The organism is Flagellimonas zhangzhouensis (assembly GCF_900102925.1).
GTDB lineage: Bacteria > Bacteroidota > Bacteroidia > Flavobacteriales > Flavobacteriaceae > Flagellimonas > Flagellimonas zhangzhouensis.
The window spans coordinates 974448-998086 of record NZ_FNKI01000002.1 but is presented as its reverse complement, the minus strand read 5'-3'; the positions used below and the strand labels follow the sequence as shown (position 1 = coordinate 998086).

Below are 23639 nucleotides of genomic sequence, written 5' to 3'. Positions count from 1 at the left end.
TATTATTTAGGTTTAGTATTGAATTTTTATACCAGTTTCATGGTTTTTGGGTCCCACTGAATAATCTTTTTACTGAAATAACTGTCATTACAAGACAATGCGGGAGCTGCGGCCCTAAAACCAAATTCAGCATCCTCCACCACTTCTTTTCCTGATCTAATAGCATCAAAGAAATTGGTGAAATGGTCCAAATGGTCACTATAGCCTTCTGGCGCTTTATAAATTACATCACCAATGGCCTTTCGTTGGGTCTGTTCCTTGGTCCATTTGGCATTGTATTCTTTGGTCATCTGTTCCTGCATTCGTTCTGGAAAAGTGAACACCGAATCATACCCTCCAAAACCTGGAGCCTCGGGCATAATATTTTTCTTCACCGTAATATCGTTTCCGTTCACTTGGATAACACCTTTGGAACCAATCAATTCAATCACTTCCTTCCCTCCTGTTCCACTGATAAAATTCACCCGAACATTTAACTGAAAAGCGGGATGTTCATCACTATCAGGATATTGCATTACACCAGACATTACATCGGGCATGTTTCTGCCATCTTTCCAATAACTAAACTGACCTGTGCTGTATATGCTCTCTGGCCCAATGGAATTGGTCATAAAATGGGTGCCACTTAATAAATGAATGTATAAATCACCTGCTACACCAGTACCTAATTCCTTAAAGGCTCTCCACCAAAAGAATTTTTTAGCATCAAAGGCCATTTTATCGGTTACTTCTATAAAAGTTTCCCAATCGGTAGTCTCTGCACTGGCATCATTTGGAATGGTGTATTCCCAAGCGCCAATAGAACTTTGACGGTCCCACATGGCGTTCACCATGTTTAAATTTCCGATTTCTCCAGAAGCCAGTAGTTCCTTAGCTTTTGCATATCCAACACTACTCACCCTTTGACTACCAATCTGACATACCTTACCTGAGGCTTTGGCTGCTTTCATAACAGCATACCCTTCCTCAATTTTATGCACCATTGGCTTTTCCAAGTACACATGTTTGCCTTTCGCCAAAGCATCCAAAGTTATTTGGGCATGCCAAACATCGGTTGTACAAATTAGGACGGCATCAATATCGTCCCTATCCAATAGATCTTTATAGTTTCTTGTAGTATATAAATCTTTGCCAAATTCTTCCTTGGCCCTTTCCACTCTTCCCGAATACAGATCGCAAATACCTGCCAATTCCACCCCTGGAACTTTTAAAGCGGTACTCAAATCAAAATGACCTTGCACTCCATATCCGATAACTCCAATTCGAACTTTATCGTTGGCACTAAATATTTTATCATAGCGAAGTATACGTTCTTCTGCCTTTTCTTGTGCGAAGGAAGCAAAAGGCGTAGCTGCCGAGGCTAAAGTTGTTGCTCCAATTTGGTAGAGGAACCTTCTCCTGGCATTCTTGTTGTTGTTTTTCATTAGGTATTGTTTAGTTTTTTTAGTTGATGGAATAACTTACAAAGGCAATTTTTTTGCTATCTGGACTCCATGATGGCACATTGATTGTTCCTTGTCCGCCAAAAAATACAGGAGTTAAATCTGTTATCTCTCTGGTTTCCAAATTCATTAATCGCAATTTGACTTGTTTACCGAACAAATGTGCTTCTTTTTGGTCGGAGGTGTAGGCAATATAGGCAATCCATTTACCATCTGGAGATGGATGTGCGAACCAATTTGAGTTTTCATCAAAAGTAAGTTGCTCAGGTTTTGAGCCGTTGGCCCGCATACGCCAAATCTGCATATGACCTGTTCGGTAGGAGTTCATATAAATATATTTTCCGTCTGGAGAATATTCAGGTCCATCATCCAATCCCGCAGTTTTGGTAAGCCTTTTTTCACGTCCGCCATTTACTCCGATGGAATACACATCGTAGTTTCCGTTACGCTCCGCACAATAGGTCAAGGTTTTACCATCGGGTGACCATCCGTGCCAGAAAGACATCACTTCTTTGGTGACCCGTCTAGGCTCTCCCCCTTCAATGGGCAATACGTAAATAGCTGATTTATATCCTTTGGGAGATGGGTCGTTTACATCGTTATGACTGATTGCCAACCATTTGTTGTCAGGAGAAATTCCGTGATCGTTATTGCATTGGTCGGCAAAACCCGTATCAATCAATTTCATTTTTTTGGTAGCCAAATCCAAGTTGTAAAGTTTTCCCTTACTGTTTACAATCAAGTAATTATCAGGATGCCAATTGGGAGCTTCAAAATGTTCATGTATGGTAAGAATGGTTTCAATTCTTCCTGTGGTAATATCCACCGTTTGAATATAACTCGTGGTATCTTTCTTTGCCTCATTGTCATCTTCTTTATAAAGTAACGCAGATTGCCCTACCAACTTCCATTGGTTGTTCACTTTTTCCAACACTCGCATCTCAATGGATTTTGTTTCGTTGCCTTCAGGGTCAATCGATAGCTCATCGTGACTCACAAAAGCGTTGTCACCGTCAATTTTCATTTTATAGTTGGAATTGATAGCCAACCCACCATTCCCAATAATATCTGCAGGAGGATTAATCATAGTAGATATTGGAATATCAATGACCCGCGCATCTGGAGTTGCGGCCAAAATTCGATTATAGGGTCGTTCTTGCCAGCATTCGGCATGACCAGCCACATCACCCTTACGCCAGGTCAAGGATTCTTTTTCCAGTAGATGTACAATAGCCAAAGAATCGCTTTGAGCTTGTCCGTTGCCCATGAAATAAAAGGTGAGGACTGTAAATAAAAGTGGTTTAAATGCACCACGAAATTGGTTCAAGCCGTATTTTGGCCCTTGAACACAGATAGATTTTTCCATGTTTATGTTGTTTAGTTTATAAGTTTGTGCGACTTATTTTGATAAATATAGTTTTTATTTTCTATAAAAAAGATAATAAAGCTATTTTTGTGTAGACAACCATAAATCAAACAGTTATATGAGTACATTTAATATTGACGATTATATCTCTCAACTATCGATTGACTGTGTGATTTTTGGATTTAAGGATAAGGAGTTGAAAGTGTTGGTTTCCGAATTAACCTATGGCGATAATCTTTGGAGTTTACCTGGTGGCTATATTCTAAAAACAGAAAGTGTAGATGCAGCTGCTGCGAGGATTTTAAAAAGGTCTACAGGATTGGATAATATTTATTTGGAGCAATTCAGGGTTTTTGGTGATGAAAATAGAATCTTGCAAAGCAAGTACAAGGAAAACATCAAACAAGGGTTATTGCAATTAAATGACAAACGATTTGATGAAAAAACCATTGCTTGGATGGCAAATCGATTTGTTTGTATTGGATATTATGCTTTAGTAGATATTAATAAAGTAAATCCGAAACCTGGAGAGTTTGGGGCTTCCATTGAATGGCGAAACATTGATGACCTACCTAATCTAACCCACGATCACGACACCATCGTTTCGTACGGATTAAAGGCACTACGTCAAATTTTGGATGAAAAACTGATTGGATTCAACCTATTGCCCAAAACGTTTACCATGAAAGAGGTAAAAGAACTTTACGAAGCTGTTCATGATACATCTTTCCCAATGAACAATTTTCAGAAAAAAATATTGGAACTCAATGTGCTGGAACGCCTTGGAAAAAAATTTACTGGCGCACAAAACAGGGCTCCATTCCTGTATCGATTTAAGGAAAATTAAATTTGAATGCCAAATCCGTGCTGCAAAATCAATCGAAGCCCCACATACAGCACCAAAATGCTAGTAAGCACGCCCAAGAACTTTAAGTTGAATTTTTTATTGGACAGATAGGAACCAATACTTCCCCCTACGACTACGGCAATCACCAATCGAAGTATCAGTTCTTCATTTAATTTATAGGTGCCTGCAGCGTGCAATCCAACCAATCCCGCAATAGAGTTCACCCAAATAAAAACCGAAGCCAATGAGGCCACGACCCTAGGATCGGCCCATTTTAAAAGATTTAAGACAGGGGAAAGAAAAATACCTCCTCCAATCCCAGAAATACCAGAAAGCAAACCGATACCGCCTCCAAGCGCCATCTTTTTAGGGTTTGAAAATTGTTTAGAATCCAATTTCTTTTTGGTGAATCTCAAAATCATAAAAAAGCCAGCCAAAATCAATGCACTGCCCAAAATCAAGAAAAATGAGGTCTGTGACAACCGAATTTGTGCACCCAAATACGATAACGGAATACTTGCTGCCAAAAAGGGCCAAAACAATTTGATATTGAACACCTTATTTTTAATAAAAACCAAGGTGCCGATGGTAACTACACAAATGTTCAGCACCAAAGCGGTGGAGCGAATCTCGTAGAAATCGGTCAAAAAAAGGCTTAAAATGGCCAAATAACTGGAACCGCCTCCAAATCCGACCGAGCTATAAAAAAGTGCTATCAGGAAGAAAATAATGGGTAAATATTCAATACTCATATTAGGATATTAATTTGCACCTCACCATATCCCCGTCATTCAATGTTTCGCCATCGTCCACAAAAGCGAGTGCGTTCCCTTTTGCCATTGATCGAATCATTGATGAGCCTTGTCCATCCAAAATCTCAACATTTCCGTCAATAACAGCAGCTTTTAAAAAGGATGGACGTCCAAATGTGTTTTTAAAGGGATGCTTTATCGGAAATTGATAAGTTGTTAAACCGTTCTTTTCATATCCAGACAATCGATGTAACAAGGGAAGTACGTATACATAAAAACAAGTCAATGAAGATGCGGGGTTTCCTGGGAGTGCAAACACAAATTGATTCTCCTTGCGACCAAAATACAATGGTTTACCTGGTTTTTGAAACACCTTATAAAACAATTCATTGACCCCATTTTCCTCAAGGGATTGTTTTACAAAATCGTAATCCCCGACTGAAATTCCACCAGAGATAATGAGTACATCACATGACTCCAAAGCCCTTTTGATTCCAACTTTTGTGGCGTCAAAATCATCTTTTATTTGTGTTTTTTGATGGTATTGAAAACCGAATTGCTGCAACGCTCCAGAAATCGCAAAGCTATTGGATTCGTAAATCTGCCCCACTGTTTTAGGCTGACCTGGTTTTACGAGCTCATTTCCAGTTGTGATGATATTGATTTTTGGTTTTGATATGACCTCTAAAGCCTCCAATCCTAAACTGCCCATTAGGGACAAGGATGGTGGATTTAATAAATGACCTTTTTCAAACACAGTTTGCCCCTCAGTCAATTGACCTCCCTTTTTCCGAATATTTTGTCCAACTCTGGGCATTTCATCCAGATAAAGCGTGCTTTCCTTAACCGAAGTTTTCTCCTGCATCATGACAGCTGTAGCTTTCTCAGGGACTTTTGCTCCTGTGAAAATTCGAACAGCCTCGCCATCTTTCAATTCAATTTCCTTGGAATCTCCAGCAGCCACCTCCCCTACCAATTGGTATTCTTGAAACAGTCCGCACAAGGCATAACCGTCCATGGCTGAATTATCAAACTCAGGCACATCAAAAGGAGCTATGGTTTCGGTTTCCAAGGCAAAGCCAAGAGCCTCCTCCAAAGGTTTCAATTCACTTTTTAAACTGATTTTTTGATCCTGAATGATTCGAAGTGCTTCTTGTATAGTAACCATTAGCCTCCTATTGAAATCATTGAACGGTTTTGTTCGTAGTGTTCGGCGTCCATTTTCAACTCCATACCATCACGCGAATGTTTTTTGGATTTAATAGCCTCCAAAATTGTATTATTAATCTGTTCTCCGTTGCGAAGTGGGGTCAACAAATCAGTTTCGGAGGTAGCGAAAAGACAATTTTTCATATTGCCATCTGCGGTCAAACGAATACGGTTACAATCATCACAAAACGGATTAGTGATGGTGCTCACAATACCAAAACTACCCTTGTGGTCTTTTACTTTAAAATTGGTGGAGGTACTGTGCTTGGGATTGTTCAAGGCCTCTATTTCTCCATACTTATCTCCAATTGTTTGCAAGATTTCTTCTTTGGAAACCCCTTTGCTCCAATCCCATTTATTGCCCTTGAACGGCATAAACTCGATAAATTTGATGCTTAAATCTTTATGTTGGGTCAATGCAATAAAATCGTTGATCTCATTTTCGTTAACACCTTTGATCAATACAACATTTAGTTTGATTTGCATGTCCAAATCGAGCGCCATTTCGAGATTTCTCATAATGCGCTCGTAATAGTCCCGCTTGGTAATGAAAATAGATTTTGCCTTATCCAATGTGTCCAAACTAAAATTGATTTTGCGCAAACCAATTTTATCAAACAGCTCTAAATATTTGTCAAGAACAATTCCGTTGGTGGTCAATTTTAGGGTCACACCCAATTTAGCCAACTCTTCTACCAAAAAGCCAAAATTCTTCCGAACCAAAGGTTCGCCACCTGTCAGCCGAACCGTATCCACACCCAAATCACGAAATGTTCGTGTCATCTCTATGATTTCTTCCAAGGTCATGATACTTGGCTTTTCCATCAACTCAATACCTTCTTCGGGCATGCAGTAAAAGCATCGAAGATTGCACCGATCCGTCAATGAAATTCGGAGATAAGTATGTGGCCTACCGAAATTGTCTATTATTTGTGGTTTATAATCAATCATGTCTTTTTCCTTCAATCACTTTAAATGCGTGCAATACGTGTGGGAAAATCGCATCCATGGATTCCGATGCTCCTTTTGTGGAGCCTGGCAATGCCAATATCAATTTACCATCTTTGATGCCCGCGATGGAACGCGAGAACATCGCATAGGGCATTCGATTTTGCCCGTAGTTTCGCATTTGTTCTTCTACTCCTTTTAGTTTGATGTCCAACAAGGGCTCCAAGGTCTGTGGGGTGACGTCTCGTGGCCCCACGCCCGTTCCTCCCGTAAAAATCATCAGGTCTGCAGTCGTGTTTTCCACTTTTTTGATGATTTCCTCAGCCTCATCGGGAATGATGCTTTTTTGGGATGTTACTCCAAATGCCTCCAGCTTTTCCATAATAGCTTCTCCTGCTCTATCCTCCCCTTTTCCTTTGGAAATGGTATCGGAACAGACAACCACATCAGCAGTCAACCCTTCTGAATTGATTTTATAAGAGGATTTCCCTCCTTTTTTCGATTTTAAATGTATGGTGCCAATCTCGACATTTTTGTCAATCGGCTTTAGCATATCGTACATGGTTAGAGCCACGACGCTTGCGCCGTGCATTGCCTCCACCTCTACCCCAGTTTTGTAAATGGTCTTAACCGTCATGGAAATGGTAATGTCCAATCCATTTATAGTGTATTCAATGCCAGTATATTCGATGGGCAACGGATGACAATCAGGCAATAGGTCTGGCGTTTTTTTAACGCCCAACAAACCAGCTGCCTTAGCCATTTCAAACACATTTCCTTTAGGAACTTCATTGTTTTGTATAGCATCAATTGTAGCCTGACTACTCGTTTTTACGATGGCTTCAGCGGTGGCTTCCCGCAAAGTGGTCACTTTATGAGTTATATCTACCATTTACTTGTTTACTTTCCATTGATGGGTTTCGTCCTCAAAAATTTCTTTGCCGAACACAGGGACTTTGGCCTTGATTTCCTCAACCAAAAAGTTGGTGGCCTCTATGGCTATCTTTCGGTGTGCCGATGAGGTGAACACAAAAAGACACAACTCCCCAACGTTTACCTTGCCCAAACTATGGTACACATGGGCACAGGTAATATCGAACTTGGCAAATGTGGCTTCGCGAATTTGGTGGAACACATTTTCCGCCATTTCTTCATAGGCCGTGTAATCGATAGCGGTCACGGTTTTTCCGTCCACTTCGTCAGCCCTGATCTGTCCCAAAAAAATACTGTGGGCGCCAATATTAGACTTGCTTTGGTGGTTGGCCACCGAAGTCGCTATTTTTTCAGGAGGAATCGCTCCTTGTATGAACACCTTTTTAGGTTTCCTTTTATCCATCAATAATTGTTTCTATGCCGCCCTCCACATTTTTTAAGTTGTGGAAGCCAAATTCATTTTTAAGGATTTCAATTGCATTCTTGCTTCGTTTTCCAGACTGGCAGAACACAAAAACCTCTTGATTGTTCGGTATTTCTTGGTATCGTGATGTTAAATCGCCCATGGGAATACTCAACACTTTTTTGCCTTTCGGCTTGGGTTGTTCGAACACTTCACGCACATCGAGATACCATTGTTCTTTATTTTTTAAATCACAATCAATATAAACGGGAGCTATCCCATGCTTGCGTATTTTTTCAATTTCTTCGGGGCGCTTGTTTATGTTGATGGTCTGCTCGCTGCCTTGCATCATGTTGATAAGCTTTAGCTTACCCGTCAATACCTCACCAGCACCCAAAATAATTTTAAGTACTTCTGCCGCTTGAAGCGTTCCCAAAATGCCAGGTAATACGCCCAATACTCCCGTGGCCTCACAACTGATGTTCTGTCGTGTACTTTTCGGAAACACACAACGGTAGGTAGGCCCATTTTTATAATTAAAGACTGATAATTGCCCCTCATTTTTATAAATTGAGGCAAAAACCCAAGGTTTGTCAGTCAATATGCAAGCATCGTTGATCAGGTACTTGGTTTCAAAATTGTCAGTGCCATCCAAAACTATATCGTATTGTTTGATGATGTTTTCGGCGTTTTCAATAGTCAATGGCTCTTCGTACACCTCAAACGCTACATCACTGTTTTGTTTTTCCAATCGTTCCTTGGCAACAACGGCTTTTGGCCTCCCCACATCCGTTTCTTGAAACAGCACTTGTCGATGCAAATTGGACATATCGACCTTATCATGATCCATCAAGCCAATTTTACCGACTCCTGCCCCTGCCAAATACATGGCAGCAGGACAGCCCAGTCCCCCAACACCAACTATCAACACTTTGGCATTGCGAAGTTTTGCTTGACCATCAGGGCCAACGTCCGTGAGTTTTATTTGTCTGTCGTATCTGCTCATCCTCCTGCGAATGGTGGCAATAAGGCCACTTCGTCCCCATCTTTAAGGGTTATTGTATCATCCAAATTTTGGTTTACCGCAATCTGCACGGAATCCTTGTCCGCAATGGCCAAACCATTCAAGCATTGCGTTTTTAGTTCCGAGGCAGTAATCGCTCCGTGAAGTTCCATAACCTCTTCAAACTTTTCGGCTGCTTCGGCCACCAAACCAAAATATTTTATGGTCACTGTCATACTTCCATTTGCTTTAGTTGCTGTACATCTTCTTCGGTATCAACATCAAACCCACCTTTTTTAAAGACTTCCGTGCAATATTTGAAATCTTCCAAGTGTATCAGCTTTTTGGCTCCTTCGTCTCCTTTCAAATTCAATAAAAGCGGAAATACTGCCTTATCAAAAATGGCTGGTACTCCAATATTTTCTCCATATTGGGAATAGGTTGCTTTTGGGTTCTTGGTCAATTGCGTATTTACCAGTTTGATTAAGTTCGCGCGTTCCAAAAAGGGTTGATCGGATACAAGAAACAATACATGGTTCAATCCATTTTCTTCCGTAATCGCAGCTTCCAGTCCAACCTTGATGCTTGATGCCATTCCCTGCTCCCAATCCATGTTAACGACCATTTTAAAGCTTTTGGGGTCGATTCTACTCTGAATTTCTTCATTTTTAGACCCCAAAACCAAAATCTTGGTCTGGAAACCCAACCCATCTACTTCATGCATCGTGTGCTCCAAAAGTGTTTCCCCTTTGAATTCAACCAACTGCTTAGGACGTCCCAAACGGGTGGAGCCACCTGCTGCCAAAACAATCACCGCTATGTTTTCTTCTGAACTCATAGTGTTATTTTTTGAAATTGGTTCTGATCTATATCGTGAATCGGCTCGGTTTTTTGCTTCAAAGGTCGAGCTTCATTGTTGGTCAACACGCTTTGGATTTCAGCTAAAATCGACAATCCAATTTCGGCAGGGGTCTCTGCACCTATTTCCAATCCGACAGGTGCATGGATTTTGGCCAGATCGTCTTTTGAAACCTCAATACCATCATCCGCAAGCTCATTGAGCATACGTTCATATTTTTTCAAAGGCCCTAAAATACCGATGTAGGGTATCTCATGATTCCCAAGCAGTAACTTAAGCACCGCTAGATCATAATTATAATTATGACTCATCAACACAAAACAGGTCCGCTGATTCATATTGATGTTTTTTAGGGTTTCCTCTGGCTTGGTCACGATTACTTGACACGACCCCACAAAACGTTCTTTGTTGGCGTGAGTTGGTCTGCCATCGGTCACGGTTACCTTCCAACCCAGCAATTCGGCTTGTTGGGCCAAAACCTGGGCATCGTTCCCTGCTCCTACCAAAACCAATTTTACAGGAGGTTGATGCAACTGTATAAAGGCAAAATAGGTTTTTTCTTCAGTTGTTAACTCCGCAAAACAAGAACTGCCATCATTAATGGCTTCCCTACCCTTATAAAGTAAGGCTTGTTGCAATTCATTGGGTATTTGCCCACCCAAAAGAGCTTGATCTTCATACGAGACCAAACAGGTTCCTATTTGCTGTTGGGATTTGTCCAAGTCAAAAACTACTGAAACGGCCATTGGAACTTCCTGTTGGGCAACAACTTTTAAAAGTTCGCAGGAATTATTTTCATCGGAATAATCAATGGGTTCGAACATCACCTGAATTATACCATTGCAACCCAATTGTGCGCCTATTACCGCATCATCCTCATCACTGGTGTCGTAAGTGACAAGCTTGTTTTCCTGTCGGTCCAACGCAAAAAGAGCCTTTCTGAGGGCATCACCCTCCAGACAACCTCCGCTAATAGCTCCAATGATATTTCCAAATTCATCCACCAACATGCGAGCACCTGCTCGGCGGTAGGATGATCCATCAACATGGACAACCGTGGCCAAAACACAGCGAATGCCCTGAGTTTTCAACTCTTGATATTGCGCTATGATGACATCCAACTCCCTCATACCGTAATCGTTTTTAGTTGGTTGACAGCTTTTCTAATTTGGGAAACTGCATTTGCTATGTCCTCAGAAGTTGTATTTCGCCCCGTGCTGATGCGTAAACTTGCCAACGCAAGCTCATCTTCAACTCCCATTGCATTTAAAACATGGGATGGATTCACCTGATTTGCCGTACACGCGGAACCTCGAGAAACAGCCAAGGTGTTCAAATAACGAAGCAGTTTAGTGCCATCCACCTCTTTGAAAGATACATTGGTGGTATTGGGCAAACGATTTTCATTTTGGCCATTAATTGTTGCCCCGTCTATTTCCAAAAGCTTTTCCTCCAATTGGATTTGAAGGGTTTTAAGTTTATGTTGGTTTTCCTCCAGGACTTGCTGCGCTATTTTACATGCTGTACCAAAACCAACTATCCCAGGCACGTTCAAAGTTCCTGGTCGGACACCCTTTTCATGGCTTCCCCCGAAAAGATGTTTATTAATGGAAATATTTTTGCTCTTATTTAAATAAAGTGCGCCAACCCCTTTAGGGCCATAGAGTTTATGAGATGAAAAAATGGCGATATCCAATCCTAAATCTTGTAAATCGACTGGAATTTTCCCCACGGCCTGCGTAATGTCAGACATCACAGGAACATTTTTGGAATGGGAAATTTCAGTTATGGATTTTAAGGGGTGAATGATTCCTGTTTCGTTGTTGGCCAACATCAGGGAAACCAAAATAGTGGATGGTTTTATTGTGTCCTTCAATACATTTAAATCAATATTCCCCTGTTTGTCTACATCCAAATAGGTGACTTCAAAACCTTTGGACTCCAAGGCTTCCAAGGTTTCAAGCACAGCTTTATGCTCCGCTTTACAGGAAATAATGTGGTTTCCTTTATCCCTATTTCTTTTACAAAATCCGAATAAAACCAAGTTGGCGGCCTCTGTAGCTCCCGAAGTAAAAGTGATTTCATTTGGCCTACAATTGACCAACTTGGCCACCTGTTCTCTTGCTGTTTCCACCGCATCTTCAGCATGCCAACCAAAAGAATGGTCACTGCTAGCATTGCCGAAATTTTGGGTAAAATACGGTAGCATGGCCTCTACCACCCTTGGGTCAGTAGGAGTGGTAGCGTTGTAATCCAGATATATTTTTTCTGTCAGGGACAAATTACAATCGTTATGTTTTAGTGTGCATAACGCAATTTAATAAGAATGAACTAGTATTCAACTATGTTTTTCAAACCATTAAGAAATAAATCCAACAAAAACTTTGGTGATAAATCCATTAATCGTAATATTGCAATGAACAAATAAAACTATGGGCTTAGCCAAAACTGAAATATTTACTGATAAACAAAATGAGATTGCCCAATACGCAAAGGTGTTTGGACACCCAGCTCGCGTTGCCATTCTTCAGTATTTATTTAAGTTGAATGCTTGTGTTTGCGGAGATTTAGTGGATGAAATCGGCTTGGCACAACCAACCATCTCTCAACATTTAAAAGAGTTAAAGCTCTTGGGGTTGATCAAAGGCAACGTTGAGGGTACCAGTGTTTGCTACTGCATTGATGCCGATAATTGGAAAAAAATGAAATTGGTAATGTCAGAGTTCTTAGATCAAGACCTTTTAAATAAGGATTGCTGCTAAAAAAATTTAAACTTATTAATCGCAATATTACAATAAATATAAAATCATGAAATTAGAAGAAGTTAAATCAACATTGGCCCAATTGGACACCATCGCGTTCCAATTGCCAAACGGGGATTTGGTCCCCAACCATTTTCATGTAACCGAAGTTGGAAAAATTACCAAGCACTTTATCGATTGTGGAGGCACTGTTCGCAATGAGGAAGTAGTCAACTTTCAACTTTGGAACGCGGACGATTACGACCATAGGCTTCATCCAGAAAAATTGGTCCACATTATCGAATTGTCCCAAAAAACGTTAGGAATAGGAGACTTGGAAGTCGAAGTAGAATACCAAGGGCAGACCATTGAGAAATTTGCACTGGATTTTGACGGTAAAAACTTCTTACTTACCTCCAAAGAAACAGATTGCTTGGCAAGGGATAAATGTGGGGTCCCAGCTGAAAAACCTAAAGTGAAACTTTCCGAGCTTCAAAATTCTGGATGTGTTCCAGGAAGCGGTTGTTGCTAAAACTCAAAATTTATGTCACATTACGCAGTGTTGAACGATTTTATTTCAAATCTGGATGCACAATCCATTTCCGAGGATAGAAAACAAACTCTAGCTCCACTTGTGGAGTACATTCAGGATAAGATGGATAAAAAAGAGTCGATTCGACTCAATTTTATCTGTACCCACAACTCCAGACGAAGCCATTTATCCCAGATTTGGGCACAGACGATGGCACATTATTTTGGGATTAAAAATGTGAGCTGCTATTCTGGAGGCACGGAAGCTACTGCCCTATTTCCCATGGTGGCTTCGACTTTGGCCAACACAGGTTTCGAGGTGAATACACTGTCCGAGGGTAAAAATCCTATATACGGCATCAAGTTTTCGGAAAATGAACATCCTGTGATCTGTTTTTCCAAACGAATGGATGATGATTTCAACCCAAAATCAGATTTCGCCGCCATCATGACCTGCTCACAAGCTGACGAGGGTTGTCCTTTTGTTCCTGGGGCCGAAAAACGAATCCCTATCACTTACGAAGACCCAAAAGCTTTTGACAACTCACCTCAACAAGCTGAAAAATACAGTGAGCGTAGCCAACAAATTGCTGCCGAAATGTTTTATGTCTTTTCCCAAATAAATTAAAATGGCCCAGAAGAAATTAAGTTTTTTAGATAAAAACCTGACACTTTGGATTTTTGTGGCAATGGCTATGGGAGTCAGTATCGGATACTTTTCCCCAAGTTTTCCCGACTTCGTGAATTCATTTAGCAGCGGCACCACCAATATCCCGATTGCCATTGGGTTAATTTTAATGATGTACCCTCCATTGGCTAAGGTGAAATATGCTCTACTACTCAAAGTGTTTAAAAACACCAAAATTTTGACCATTTCACTTGTGTTGAACTGGATTGTGGGGCCCATTTTAATGTTCATTCTTGCGATACTGTTTCTTCGGGATTACCCAGAATATATGGTAGGCTTAATTTTAATTGGATTGGCCCGTTGCATTGCCATGGTATTGGTCTGGAACGATTTAGCCGAAGGAAGCAGCGAATATGGTGCTGGCTTAGTTGCTTTAAATAGTATTTTTCAGGTTTTCGCCTATAGTTTTTACGCCTGGTTGTTTATTACCTTACTTCCGCCCTATTTTGGATTTGAAGGAGCCATTGTAGATATTTCTATTGGAACCATAGCTGAAAGTGTGGCTATTTATCTTGGTATCCCATTTTTAATGGGAATACTCAGCCGACAAATTTTGGTGAAACTAAAAGGAGAGGATTGGTACAAGGAAAAATTTATCCCTACCATTTCGCCTATTACCTTGATAGCACTTTTGTTTACCATAATCATCATGTTTTCCTTGAAAGGTGAATTGATCGTGGAAATACCTATGGATGTATTGATCATCGCCATTCCCTTACTCGTGTATTTTGCTTTAATGTTCATCATCGGATTTTTTACCGCCAAAGCAATGGGTGCAGAATATGACAAAACTGCTTCTGTGGCATTCACGGCCGCAGGAAACAACTTTGAATTGGCCATTGCCGTTGCCATTGCCGTTTTTGGTTTGAATTCAGGTCAAGCCTTTGCTGGGGTTATTGGGCCGTTGGTTGAAGTTCCTGCGCTTATTCTATTGGTTAAAGTTTCATTCTGGCTACGTAAAAAATATTTCACCTCTAATAAAGTAGAAGTTCAGAGATAAATTATCATTTTAAAAAATCGAAGAGTTTAGTAACTTCAACCGCGCAAAAATTTTAAACAAACTAAAATTATCATGGTTAAAGGAATTACTATTCTTGGACTTTTAGCATTACTCCTGTCCTGCAAATCTGATAAGGACGCTTCTGAACATGAATTAGGATTGGTATATAATGTACTTCGTGACCTCGACATTGAAAATTACGAGGTGTATTCCATGAATCTCGATGGAACCAACCAACGAAATATTACTGACCTCTATAATGTTGAATGGACGTATTATTCTTACGGGAACACGCTATATTTTGTTTCTGATAGGGATGCTTGCAAGCGCTGTTTTTTCCTCTACAAAAGTGACTTTAATGGTGAAAACGTTCAAAAAGTATCGGACTTGCAGTTGGCCGATAGTTGGATGAGCACTAGAAATGATGGCAAGGAGCTTATTGTTAAACCAAAACTGTTCAACGAATCTACTTTTTATGTCCTGGATAGTAGTAATGGAACTGTTATTCACAGATTGGACACTGGACTTCCATATGCAGCTGACCCTTTGTTTGTAAATGATGGTGAGCAAATAGTTTTTAGGGGTGGAAGTACCGTCAATAAAAATATGGATGGATTCAATGAAGAACTCTATATAATTGATGTAGATGGGAACAACTTAAAGCAACTCACACAATATCCCGAAGAAGAAACCCAAGCTTCAAAATACGGTTATAAAGCAGGTGCGCCACGATTACACCCCACCGAAAACTATGTTACTTACCAAAGTATTCGAAATGGAAAATATAGTTTGTACGCTGTAAGCTTGGATGGAAGCAAACATTGGAAATTGACCGAAAACACCCAAAACGAAGGGTGGCACGATTGGAGCCCTGATGGCAAATGGTTGGCCATTGAATTGTTCGATAATGACCAGACGCAATTTCACATTGGATTGATGAATTGGGAAACCAAAGAATTAAAAGTTTTAACCGACGACACCTTCGTTTACCAACAAGCTCCCAATTTTATTTATAAAAATTAAAAGTCATTTCTTCGATAAAAACCAAATTATTGGATATTTCCTTAAAAAAAACTGTATTTCATCGAGAAAATAGTGTTTTTTCCTTTTTTGGGTAGGGTTTTTACAAAATTGCATGTTCAGAATATATAAAATCAAGACGGGGATACCTATGCCCTGTTTTTACTAAAACCCCATACGATGAGAACAAAGATTTTTTATGGAATTTTAATGGCTTTTGGTATCGTAATAACTAGCTGTTCCGATGATAAAGGAAGTGGCAGCTCTGATGGAATGGGCACCTTGTCAGTTAGAATGACGGACAAACCCTATCCATACGACCTTATGGCCGAAGCCAATGTCACTGTCTTTAAAATTGAAGCACGTCAGGTTCAAGATGACAATGCAGACGATAGCAGCTCTCCATACATCACTCTAATGGAAGAGGAAATTGAAATGAACCTTTTGGAATTGACCAATGGTGTTACTGAGCAATTAGCCAATATTGAAGTACCTGCTGGCACTTATGACCTTATAAGAGTTTATGTAACAGGTGTGAATGTTGTTTTGACCGACGAAACTGTATTCGATTTAAAGGTGCCAAGTGGAAGTTCAAGCGGTATCAAAGTGTTCGTTGAGCCAGGTATTACTGTTACTAGCGGACTTTCTACCGATCTTTTATTGGATTTTGATGTAAGCAGTTCATTTGTAGCAAAAGGTAGTTTCGATACTCCTGCTGGAATCAATGGCTTTAACTTTAAACCCGTTATCAAAGCAACCAATGCATCAACTGCTGGAACTTTAGCTGGAAATGTTTCTACTTTGGTAGAAGAGGTATCCACGCCTTTGGAAGGTACTTTGATTTCTGTGTTTGCGGCAGATACATTGAACACAACTTCTTTTACCGATGTTGATGGCAACTATGCCATTATGGGCTTAGAAGCTGGTATGTATGAAGTATTGGCCGAAATTGATGGTTATATTTCCAGCGACACCTTGGATGTTCAAATTGATGTCGCCAACATCACTACACAGGATTTTGTATTGGAAGCTGAACCTGAAGAAGAAACAACGACGGAAACAGGCAATTAAGCCTTCCGTATTTATTTACTATATGAAAAAAGCAGGGCAATTTCCTGCTTTTTTTGTTTTTGATCATTTATTATTATTTGAAGTACTCCTGTACAAATTGAGTCAGCTCCGCTCCATGAAGATTTTTGGCCAACACTTTACCATTTTTATCCAAAAGAAAGTTAGCTGGTATGGTTCTTATTCGAAGTGCATCCATAAACGCGTTCTGATCTCCAGTTAAATGCGATGCGTTTAGCCAACGATGGGCGCCATCACGTTCTATGGCATTTTCCCAAGCTTGTTCACTACTTTCCAAGCCATACGCCATAATCTGAAATCCTTTGTTATGGTAGTTTTCCCAAAGGGGCACCAAAACATTTCTATTTTCCACCCTGCACGGAGCACACCACGAAGCCCATGCATCCAAAAGCACTAGCTTATTTTCCTTCAACAAGTCCGCTAATGACAATTGTGAACCATTTTGCATGGGAAAGAGTAGTTCAGGTGCTTTATCTCCTATTAGGATGGGAAGATTACTTTTTTCTGCCATCGTGTTCAATTCTTGCACCCATACATTTTCTGAATCGGTAGCATTCCATTTTTCGGCCAGTTCAGTTACAAATTCAGGGATGTGCTCATAATCCCCTGAATCATTTACCCATCGAAAAGCCATCAAAGATGGCAATACATCATCCGTGATATTTGCGAATTCCATGATTTTGGTTTGATAATTATGAACTGCTTTTTCCCGCTCCAATAAATTTTTATCACCAGATAGGGTTTTCAACTTGGATTGCAATTGAGCATAGCCCTCCAAACGAATATCCCTCAAGTCCATTAGTGCCTTGTTTAGTTCAGATGGATTTTCCAAGGCGAAACTTCCTTGAAACTTTGAATCTTCGGTATTTAAAACAATGGCAATTCCTGGTTCATATATTAATGGTACATAGTTGTCCGTTTCAGGATTCTCATTCGATAATTTATTGGGATATTTTTCTCCTTGTTTTTGAATGACCAACTGAAGTAAGGTAGGTTCAAGGTAAGGTAAGGTACTTTCAAATTCAAAATTTCCATCAGCATCCACTTCGGCAGAATCCAAAACCTGAGCCACAAAACTTTGCCCTACTTCGGAAAGTTTTAAGGGTTTAACCACATACAACATAGGTTTCCACTCCCCTTCCTTATCAATTTGAATATGCCCCGATAACCATGGAGCTTCACTACAGGATTGCAGCACTGCCAATAACAACAGACATCCTCTTAAAAGTATCTTCATAAACACAAAATTACTCATAATGGCCTTGTTTGGACACGATCAAATTCAAAACATTTAACACTGCGCCGTTATGTGGATTCAAAAATTGCGACCAACTCCAACAACAAGCCAAAACCATCAATTATGAAAACAAAATCAATTCTCCATTTCATCCTAAGACTGATTCCTGCAATAATTTTATTGCAAACCCTCTTTTATAAATTCTCAGCGGCACCAGAATCTGTTTATATTTTTGAAACCTTGGGCTTGGAACCTTATGGTCGAATTGGATTGGGAATTGCAGAATTGATTATTGCGATTTTAATTCTAGTTCCTAAAACAACTTGGCTGGGTGCCTTAATGGGAGTTGGGATCATGGGTGGCGCCATAGCTTCCCATCTATTTAAATTGGGCATTGTAGTGCAAAATGATGGAGGTACATTGTTCATCTTGGCGGTTGTCACTTTACTAGCATGTATGGCTTTGGTTTGGTTGAATAAAAACAAAATTCCCTTTTAAAACTATTTTACGGTCTCAAGCATTAAAAGTGCGGTTTGACTTATTTTTGTTTCAAACCCCAATGGCCTATGATTGCAGAGATCCTCACCAAAATCTTATTCCTTATAGCTGTAATTGACCCTTTGGGTTCGGTACCTGTTTATTTGGAAGCCACAAAACAACTCGATAACAGACATAAGAAAAAAGTAGCTGTAAGAGCATCATTGGTTGCTTTTACGATTTTATTGTTCTTTATATTGGTAGGTCAGGTTATTTTGGAAGGGATGGATGTAACCTTGGATGCCTTTCAGATTTCTGGCGGGGTTATTCTGTTCCTATTCGCATTGACCATGATTTTTGGTGAGGGCAAGCCTGGATCGGAAAAACAATCCATCACAGATTACAAACACGTCACCATATTTCCTGTTGCAATTCCTTCCATTGCATCCCCAGGGGCCATTATGGCGGTAGTGCTCTTAACAGACAACCATATTTACTCTTTGGAACAACAAGCGTTAACTACAGTTCTGGTTTTGGTGGTGGTTCTTATAACCATGTCTATTCTACTTGCAGCCAATTTGGTACAAAAGCGTATCGGAGAATATGGTATTACCGTTATTAGTAAGGTTATGGGGCTGATTTTGGCCGCTTATGCCGTTCAAAGCATCTTAAGTGGTCTCAAGGATTTCTTCGTGGTGCTGAAATAACCCATCTCTATTTTCAAGTTAAAATGCACAAAAAGAGCGTTTAACGGTATTTTCAACACTGACTATGTGTTAATTGCCGAAAAAATATTCGATAAACTGCACTTTTTACTCGTTAAAATCAAAAACCTATGAAAAATTCATAAGTAATCTGGATAAAACTTTTTGATCTTTGACATGTATTAACCCCCAAATCTATACATCATGAAAAGTTCAATTGTTTACAGCTTACTTTTATCAGGAATACTAATGGCCTCTCAATCTGTTTTGGGGCAAATGGCGAAAGAATTGATAGACCCTACCATCAGTGGCAACATTTCAACCACTGAAGGTTATGTACCATCTATGTCAGTTACAAAAGATGGAAAAACGGCTTACTTCAGCAAAGGAACAATGCAAAAACCCTTAACTGGTTTGTTTTCCAAAAAAGAAATGGTTTACGAAATCTACCGAGTGGAAAATATCAACGGAGAATGGAAAAATGAAACCAAATTGGCCGTATGTCCTACGCATTATTCAGCCAAACACCCTACTATTTCTGGGGATGGCACAAGATTGTTCTTTGCTTCCAACATGAAAGGAAGTTATGGAAAATACGATATTTATGTAGCCGATATCAAAGCTGATGGCTCCTTGGGCGTATCCAAAAACTTGGGTCCAAAAGTGAACACCAAAGAAGATGAACTATACCCAAGCATTTATAACGAAACCTTGTTGTTCTTTGCCTCAGAGGGAAGAGATGGATTCGGAGGATTGGACCTTTACGCTACGCAGGTAGTTAAGAACACCCTAACTCCTTCTGTGAACTTGGGCGACCACATAAATAGCAGCAGTAATGAGTATGCTATCCAGTTGAGTCCCGAAAAAAAGATGGGTTTCGTGGTGAGTAACAGAGGTTTTAACAATACCATATCACAATATACTGTAGCCTACGGACGTTCAAAGAAACAGAACGATTACAACAATGTTGCCGAAAGAGATACAGATTTACAATATGAATATGTTGATGCTTCTTTCGAAGATCAACAGTAAAAACTATAATCGGTCAACTACCTGAATTGTCATCAATTTGTTTCATAGCCGAATTTTCGAAACACTAATGACCATGATAAGAAAGACAGGGGGAACTGACAGTCTATCATAAAGCGGGTTGTATTATTTCAATCTGACCGATTTACCAAGAATAGGATGCTGATGGGACGGCATCCTATTTTTTTTGTTTAATAATTTGAAAAACAATTATTTACACCCCACATCTTCTCTTCTACTCTTTTTTCAGGTTTTTTACAAAAGTGCAGTTGAACGAAAATCACTACAAAAACTTCACTCGGTTGGGAAAAAATTCTAATTTGACTCTTGAAATAATACAATCCCAAATCTATTAGTTATGAAACAAACCTACATTTCCCAGAAAAAAAGCGTCCCGATACCCAATTAGACGCATCCTTACATCCGAGGAGACAGACCTCAACTAAACAACAATTTTGTACTTAATCCCAATTTGGGATTAGACCCAGCATGAAGCTATTTCAACTGGAATTCAACACCTATGATTTTGCCCCATCAAGATCTGTTGAATTTCATTAAAAAAATTGGTTTCCTGACTGGGACAAGGGTTCCCATACCCTGTTTTAACCTACTTATAATTATAAAAACTAGTAATCCCCCAAATCTTTCTTATCATGGATACTAACATTTTAAAAATTGCCATCATCGACAACGATGAGGCATTGACCCCTATTTACCGTCAGTATTTTGACGGTGTTGACAACTACGAACTGTACGGAATCTATAAATCCGTACACGCACTTTTATCAGAATTTGGTCGCTCCTACCCCGACATCATTCTTTGTGAATCAGTACTCAATGGCATATCAGGCATTGATGGTCTGGAGTATTTCCACAAGAAGAATCCAAACCTCAAGGTGCTGATGATGAGCCAGAAAAACGATTTTAAATTGATCAAAGAAGCCTTTAAAAAAGGAGCTAGTGGTTATTTATTAAAACCATTGACCAAGGAAAGGCTGTTTCAATCCATAGAGGAAGTGAACCAACACGGAGTAGCTTTGGAATTGGATGTGGCCAAAAAAATCATCAGTTCGTTCCAGACCAAAACGTTTGACTCTTTTTCTAGAAAAGAAAATGAAATCATTGAACTACTCACCCAGGGTTTCACCTACAAAATGATTGCCGATAGGCTTTGTGTGACACCCAGTGCCGTAAACTTTCACATTCAGAACATTTATGTAAAACTCAATGTGAATTCAAAAGCCGAAGCGCTTCAAAAATTAAAGGAAATGGAATTGAGACAGCTCAATGCCGCTTAACACCATTGAACTAAAAATAAAAAGCCCCGACATAAGTCGGGGCTTTTTTGTTGTTGATTATAATTGGAATATCAATTATTTCACTTCTTCAAAGTCAACATCTTCCACATTATCTCCTTCGGCAGCTCCACCTCCAGCAGCACTTTCAGCGCCAGAAGCTGTATCAGCTCCATTCGCTTGAGCCTCTGCTTGGGCTTTGTACATTTCCTCGGAAGCCACTTTCCAAGCTTCGTTGATTTTTTCTAAAGCAGGTTCAATTACTGCAAGGTCCTTGCTTTCAAAAGCTGTTTTCAATTCTGCCAAAGCATCTTCGATTGGCTTTTTCTTGTCATCGGACAATTTATCGCCAAACTCGCTCAATTGCTTTTCCGTTTGGAAAATCATGGCGTCCGCTTCGTTCAATTTATCGGCTGTTTCTTTCGCTTTTTTATCAGATTCCGCATTGGCTTCAGCCTCAGCTTTCATCTTTTTGATTTCCTCTTCGGTCAATCCAGAAGAAGCCTCGATACGGATATCTTGGGATTTTCCAGTGGCTTTGTCCGTAGCCGAAACCTTAATGATACCGTTGGCATCAATATCAAAGGTCACTTCAATTTGAGGCGTACCTCTTGGTGCTGGTGGAATACCATCCAAGTGGAACCTACCAATAGTTTTGTTATCAGCTGCCATTGGGCGCTCTCCTTGCAACACGTGGATTTCAACTGATGGTTGATTATCCGCTGCAGTAGAGAATACCTGTGACTTCTTGGTCGGGATGGTTGTGTTTGACTCAATCAATCGGGTCAATACACCTCCCATAGTTTCAATACCCAAAGAAAGTGGGGTAACATCCAACAAAAGCACATCTTTTACGTCTCCTGTCAATACACCACCTTGAATTGCAGCACCAACGGCCACAACCTCATCTGGGTTAACTCCTTTAGATGGTTTTTTACCGAAGAATTTCTCAACGGCTTCCTGTACCGCAGGGATACGTGTAGAACCACCTACCAAGATGATCTCGTCAATATCGCTTTTTGAAAGACCTGCAGATTTCAATGCAGCCTCACAAGGAGCTATTGTTCTTTTTACCAAATCCTCGATCAATTGCTCAAACTTGGATCTAGACAAAGTTCTTACCAAGTGCTTAGGTCCAGAAGCAGTAGCAGTAACGTATGGCAAGTTAATTTCCGTTTGGGTAGAGGATGAAAGCTCAATTTTGGCTTTTTCAGCAGCTTCTCTCAAACGTTGAAGCGCCATCGCATCTTTACGAAGATCCATATCCTCATCTTTTTGGAACTCTTCAGCCAACCAATCGATAATCTTTTGGTCAACATCATCACCACCCAAGTGGGTATCTCCATCAGTGGCCAATACTTCGAATACACCATCACCCAATTCCAAAATAGAAACGTCGTGCGTACCACCACCAAAGTCAAATACTACGATTTTTTGGTCTGTATCTTTTTTGTCCAAACCGTAAGCCAAAGAGGCAGCGGTTGGCTCGTTGATAATTCTTTCTACAGTAAGACCAGCGATTTCACCAGCTTCTTTGGTAGCTTGTCTTTGTGAATCGTTAAAGTAAGCAGGAACTGTAATTACAGCTCTTGTTACATCCTGACCTAAGTAGTCTTCTGCTGTTTTCTTCATTTTTTGAAGAATCATGGCAGAAAGTTCTTGTGGAGTGTACAAACGACCATCAATATCTACTCTTGGTGTATCGTTATCTCCTTTAACCACTTTATAAGGTACCCTTTCGGCCTCTCTACTGGATTCTGAGTATTTGTTACCCATAAATCTTTTGATAGAGTAAATTGTTTTGTGAGGGTTGGTTACTGCCTGTCTTTTTGCAGGGTCACCGACCTTAATCTCCCCGCCTTCCACAAATGCAATCATGGATGGAGTGGTTCGTTTACCTTCGGCGTTTGGAATTACCACAGGTTCGTTACCTTCCATTACAGAGACACAGGAGTTGGTCGTACCCAAGTCAATACCTATAATCTTGCTCATTGTATCTAAAGTTATATCTGTTTAAAAATCTATTTCGTTTACGGTCTATGAAATGTCAATGATTATGCCATCCG

General features: G+C 40.0%; 25 protein-coding genes. 11 read left to right on the top strand and 14 right to left on the bottom strand.

Going from position 1 to position 23639, the window contains the following annotated elements; all coding sequences use genetic code 11:
• Nucleotides 1–26 precede the first annotated feature (26 nt).
• Both BLQ18_RS11410 and BLQ18_RS17105 read right to left on the bottom strand, forming a co-directional pair.
• Complete coding sequence (locus tag BLQ18_RS11410; protein ID WP_090295790.1) at nucleotides 27–1424, bottom strand: Gfo/Idh/MocA family protein; 1398 nt, start codon at nucleotides 1422–1424, stop codon at nucleotides 27–29.
• A gap of 19 nt (nucleotides 1425–1443) precedes the next feature.
• Nucleotides 1444–2808, bottom strand: a complete 1365-nt coding sequence (locus BLQ18_RS17105; protein ID WP_245668111.1) for a TolB family protein — start codon at nucleotides 2806–2808, stop codon at nucleotides 1444–1446.
• A 118-nt stretch (nucleotides 2809–2926) separates the two neighbouring features.
• Between BLQ18_RS17105 and BLQ18_RS11400 the strand changes: the two genes are divergently transcribed.
• Nucleotides 2927–3655: an NUDIX hydrolase gene (locus BLQ18_RS11400; RefSeq protein WP_090295788.1), complete on the top strand. Its 729-nt coding sequence runs from the start codon at nucleotides 2927–2929 to the stop codon at nucleotides 3653–3655.
• Here the strand turns inward: BLQ18_RS11400 and BLQ18_RS11395 are convergent.
• Genes BLQ18_RS11395 through BLQ18_RS11350 form a run of 10 tightly spaced genes read right to left on the bottom strand, consistent with a single transcriptional unit; the run spans nucleotide 3652 to nucleotide 12043 of the window.
• Nucleotides 3652–4407 (bottom strand): sulfite exporter TauE/SafE family protein, encoded by a 756-nt coding sequence (locus BLQ18_RS11395; RefSeq protein ID WP_090295783.1) that lies wholly within the window; start codon nucleotides 4405–4407, stop codon nucleotides 3652–3654. The genes BLQ18_RS11400 and BLQ18_RS11395 overlap by 4 nt on opposite strands.
• A gap of 1 nt (nucleotide 4408) precedes the next feature.
• The gene (locus tag BLQ18_RS11390) at nucleotides 4409–5575 is read right to left on the bottom strand and encodes a molybdopterin molybdotransferase MoeA (protein ID WP_090295777.1); all 1167 of its coding nucleotides are present in this window, start codon (nucleotides 5573–5575) and stop codon (nucleotides 4409–4411) included.
• Nucleotides 5575–6567: a GTP 3',8-cyclase MoaA gene (gene moaA / locus BLQ18_RS11385; protein WP_090295773.1), complete on the bottom strand. Its 993-nt coding sequence runs from the start codon at nucleotides 6565–6567 to the stop codon at nucleotides 5575–5577. The genes BLQ18_RS11390 and moaA overlap by 1 nt, the downstream gene beginning before the upstream one ends.
• Nucleotides 6560–7456, bottom strand: coding sequence for a bifunctional molybdenum cofactor biosynthesis protein MoaC/MoaB (moaCB, locus tag BLQ18_RS11380; protein WP_090295769.1), 897 nt, complete (start codon nucleotides 7454–7456; stop codon nucleotides 6560–6562). The genes moaA and moaCB overlap by 8 nt, the downstream gene beginning before the upstream one ends.
• Complete coding sequence (locus BLQ18_RS11375) at nucleotides 7457–7900, bottom strand: molybdenum cofactor biosynthesis protein MoaE (protein ID WP_090295764.1); 444 nt, start codon at nucleotides 7898–7900, stop codon at nucleotides 7457–7459.
• Entirely contained in the window at nucleotides 7893–8906 is a 1014-nt protein-coding gene (locus BLQ18_RS11370; RefSeq protein WP_090295760.1) for a HesA/MoeB/ThiF family protein, read from the bottom strand. The genes BLQ18_RS11375 and BLQ18_RS11370 overlap by 8 nt, the downstream gene beginning before the upstream one ends.
• A complete protein-coding gene (locus tag BLQ18_RS11365; RefSeq protein ID WP_090295756.1) occupies nucleotides 8903–9139 on the bottom strand; it encodes a MoaD/ThiS family protein in 237 nt (78 codons plus the stop codon). The genes BLQ18_RS11370 and BLQ18_RS11365 overlap by 4 nt, the downstream gene beginning before the upstream one ends.
• Nucleotides 9136–9741 carry a nucleotidyltransferase family protein gene (locus BLQ18_RS11360; RefSeq protein ID WP_090295752.1) on the bottom strand — a complete coding sequence of 202 codons (606 nt, stop codon included), beginning with the start codon at nucleotides 9739–9741 and terminating at the stop codon, nucleotides 9136–9138. Before BLQ18_RS11360 ends, BLQ18_RS11365 begins: the two co-directional genes overlap by 4 nt.
• Nucleotides 9738–10892 (bottom strand): XdhC family protein, encoded by a 1155-nt coding sequence (locus BLQ18_RS11355; protein WP_090295748.1) that lies wholly within the window; start codon nucleotides 10890–10892, stop codon nucleotides 9738–9740. Before BLQ18_RS11355 ends, BLQ18_RS11360 begins: the two co-directional genes overlap by 4 nt.
• Nucleotides 10889–12043 carry a cysteine desulfurase family protein gene (locus tag BLQ18_RS11350; protein ID WP_090295745.1) on the bottom strand — a complete coding sequence of 385 codons (1155 nt, stop codon included), beginning with the start codon at nucleotides 12041–12043 and terminating at the stop codon, nucleotides 10889–10891. The genes BLQ18_RS11355 and BLQ18_RS11350 overlap by 4 nt, the downstream gene beginning before the upstream one ends.
• A gap of 151 nt (nucleotides 12044–12194) precedes the next feature.
• On the opposite strand from BLQ18_RS11350, the gene BLQ18_RS11345 reads away from it, so the two are divergent.
• From BLQ18_RS11345 to BLQ18_RS11320, 6 genes are all read left to right on the top strand, one after another.
• On the top strand, nucleotides 12195–12524 hold the full coding sequence (locus BLQ18_RS11345; RefSeq protein ID WP_090295741.1) for an ArsR/SmtB family transcription factor: 330 nt from the start codon (nucleotides 12195–12197) through the stop codon (nucleotides 12522–12524).
• A 46-nt stretch (nucleotides 12525–12570) separates the two neighbouring features.
• On the top strand, nucleotides 12571–13035 hold the full coding sequence (locus tag BLQ18_RS11340; RefSeq protein ID WP_090295736.1) for a DUF6428 family protein: 465 nt from the start codon (nucleotides 12571–12573) through the stop codon (nucleotides 13033–13035).
• A gap of 12 nt (nucleotides 13036–13047) precedes the next feature.
• Nucleotides 13048–13662: an arsenate-mycothiol transferase ArsC gene (locus BLQ18_RS11335; RefSeq protein ID WP_090295733.1), complete on the top strand. Its 615-nt coding sequence runs from the start codon at nucleotides 13048–13050 to the stop codon at nucleotides 13660–13662.
• Nucleotide 13663: 1 nt separating this feature from the next.
• Complete coding sequence (gene arsB, locus BLQ18_RS11330) at nucleotides 13664–14722, top strand: ACR3 family arsenite efflux transporter (protein ID WP_090295729.1); 1059 nt, start codon at nucleotides 13664–13666, stop codon at nucleotides 14720–14722.
• A gap of 72 nt (nucleotides 14723–14794) precedes the next feature.
• On the top strand, nucleotides 14795–15745 hold the full coding sequence (locus tag BLQ18_RS11325; RefSeq protein ID WP_090295725.1) for a TolB family protein: 951 nt from the start codon (nucleotides 14795–14797) through the stop codon (nucleotides 15743–15745).
• Between the two features lie 177 nt (nucleotides 15746–15922).
• Complete coding sequence (locus BLQ18_RS11320) at nucleotides 15923–16813, top strand: DUF4382 domain-containing protein (protein WP_090295722.1); 891 nt, start codon at nucleotides 15923–15925, stop codon at nucleotides 16811–16813.
• A 73-nt stretch (nucleotides 16814–16886) separates the two neighbouring features.
• Here BLQ18_RS11320 and BLQ18_RS11315 read toward each other — a convergent pair whose 3' ends face one another.
• Nucleotides 16887–18068 (bottom strand): TlpA family protein disulfide reductase, encoded by a 1182-nt coding sequence (locus BLQ18_RS11315; protein WP_175443752.1) that lies wholly within the window; start codon nucleotides 18066–18068, stop codon nucleotides 16887–16889.
• 123 nt (nucleotides 18069–18191) lie between these two features.
• Between BLQ18_RS11315 and BLQ18_RS11310 the strand changes: the two genes are divergently transcribed.
• The 4 genes from BLQ18_RS11310 to BLQ18_RS11295 all read left to right on the top strand — a co-directional run bounded on the left by BLQ18_RS11310 (nucleotide 18192) and on the right by BLQ18_RS11295 (nucleotide 21576).
• Nucleotides 18192–18566: a DoxX family protein gene (locus BLQ18_RS11310; RefSeq protein WP_090297563.1), complete on the top strand. Its 375-nt coding sequence runs from the start codon at nucleotides 18192–18194 to the stop codon at nucleotides 18564–18566.
• 71 nt (nucleotides 18567–18637) lie between these two features.
• Complete coding sequence (locus BLQ18_RS11305) at nucleotides 18638–19252, top strand: MarC family protein (protein WP_090297560.1); 615 nt, start codon at nucleotides 18638–18640, stop codon at nucleotides 19250–19252.
• 201 nt (nucleotides 19253–19453) lie between these two features.
• Nucleotides 19454–20281, top strand: coding sequence for a TolB-like translocation protein (locus tag BLQ18_RS11300; RefSeq protein WP_090295714.1), 828 nt, complete (start codon nucleotides 19454–19456; stop codon nucleotides 20279–20281).
• Between the two features lie 650 nt (nucleotides 20282–20931).
• The gene (locus BLQ18_RS11295) at nucleotides 20932–21576 is read left to right on the top strand and encodes a response regulator transcription factor (protein ID WP_090295711.1); all 645 of its coding nucleotides are present in this window, start codon (nucleotides 20932–20934) and stop codon (nucleotides 21574–21576) included.
• A 75-nt stretch (nucleotides 21577–21651) separates the two neighbouring features.
• On the opposite strand, the gene dnaK is transcribed toward BLQ18_RS11295, so the two are convergent.
• Complete coding sequence (dnaK, locus tag BLQ18_RS11290) at nucleotides 21652–23565, bottom strand: molecular chaperone DnaK (protein WP_090295707.1); 1914 nt, start codon at nucleotides 23563–23565, stop codon at nucleotides 21652–21654.
• Nucleotides 23566–23639: the final 74 nt, after the last annotated feature.

Bases quoted from the DNA above. Each gene is read 5' to 3' on its own strand.
- BLQ18_RS11400 (WP_090295788.1), top strand. From the start codon at position 2,927: ATGAGTACATTTAATATTGACGATTATATCTCTCAACTATCGATTGAC.
- BLQ18_RS11300 (WP_090295714.1), top strand. From the start codon at position 19,454: ATGAAAAGTTCAATTGTTTACAGCTTACTTTTATCAGGAATACTAATG.
- BLQ18_RS11335 (WP_090295733.1), top strand. From the start codon at position 13,048: ATGTCACATTACGCAGTGTTGAACGATTTTATTTCAAATCTGGATGCA.
- BLQ18_RS11340 (WP_090295736.1), top strand. From the start codon at position 12,571: ATGAAATTAGAAGAAGTTAAATCAACATTGGCCCAATTGGACACCATC.
- moaCB (WP_090295769.1), bottom strand. From the start codon at position 7,456: ATGGTAGATATAACTCATAAAGTGACCACTTTGCGGGAAGCCACCGCT.
- BLQ18_RS11295 (WP_090295711.1), top strand. From the start codon at position 20,932: ATGGATACTAACATTTTAAAAATTGCCATCATCGACAACGATGAGGCA.
- BLQ18_RS11310 (WP_090297563.1), top strand. From the start codon at position 18,192: ATGAAAACAAAATCAATTCTCCATTTCATCCTAAGACTGATTCCTGCA.
- BLQ18_RS11325 (WP_090295725.1), top strand. From the start codon at position 14,795: ATGGTTAAAGGAATTACTATTCTTGGACTTTTAGCATTACTCCTGTCC.
- BLQ18_RS11395 (WP_090295783.1), bottom strand. From the start codon at position 4,407: ATGAGTATTGAATATTTACCCATTATTTTCTTCCTGATAGCACTTTTT.
- BLQ18_RS11315 (WP_175443752.1), bottom strand. From the start codon at position 18,068: ATGAAGATACTTTTAAGAGGATGTCTGTTGTTATTGGCAGTGCTGCAA.
- dnaK (WP_090295707.1), bottom strand. From the start codon at position 23,565: ATGAGCAAGATTATAGGTATTGACTTGGGTACGACCAACTCCTGTGTC.
- arsB (WP_090295729.1), top strand. From the start codon at position 13,664: ATGGCCCAGAAGAAATTAAGTTTTTTAGATAAAAACCTGACACTTTGG.
- BLQ18_RS11360 (WP_090295752.1), bottom strand. From the start codon at position 9,741: ATGAGTTCAGAAGAAAACATAGCGGTGATTGTTTTGGCAGCAGGTGGC.
- BLQ18_RS17105 (WP_245668111.1), bottom strand. From the start codon at position 2,808: ATGGAAAAATCTATCTGTGTTCAAGGGCCAAAATACGGCTTGAACCAA.
- BLQ18_RS11370 (WP_090295760.1), bottom strand. From the start codon at position 8,906: ATGAGCAGATACGACAGACAAATAAAACTCACGGACGTTGGCCCTGAT.
- BLQ18_RS11375 (WP_090295764.1), bottom strand. From the start codon at position 7,900: ATGGATAAAAGGAAACCTAAAAAGGTGTTCATACAAGGAGCGATTCCT.
- BLQ18_RS11365 (WP_090295756.1), bottom strand. From the start codon at position 9,139: ATGACAGTGACCATAAAATATTTTGGTTTGGTGGCCGAAGCAGCCGAA.
- moaA (WP_090295773.1), bottom strand. From the start codon at position 6,567: ATGATTGATTATAAACCACAAATAATAGACAATTTCGGTAGGCCACAT.
- BLQ18_RS11410 (WP_090295790.1), bottom strand. From the start codon at position 1,424: ATGAAAAACAACAACAAGAATGCCAGGAGAAGGTTCCTCTACCAAATT.
- BLQ18_RS11345 (WP_090295741.1), top strand. From the start codon at position 12,195: ATGGGCTTAGCCAAAACTGAAATATTTACTGATAAACAAAATGAGATT.
- BLQ18_RS11390 (WP_090295777.1), bottom strand. From the start codon at position 5,575: ATGGTTACTATACAAGAAGCACTTCGAATCATTCAGGATCAAAAAATC.
- BLQ18_RS11355 (WP_090295748.1), bottom strand. From the start codon at position 10,892: ATGAGGGAGTTGGATGTCATCATAGCGCAATATCAAGAGTTGAAAACT.
- BLQ18_RS11320 (WP_090295722.1), top strand. From the start codon at position 15,923: ATGAGAACAAAGATTTTTTATGGAATTTTAATGGCTTTTGGTATCGTA.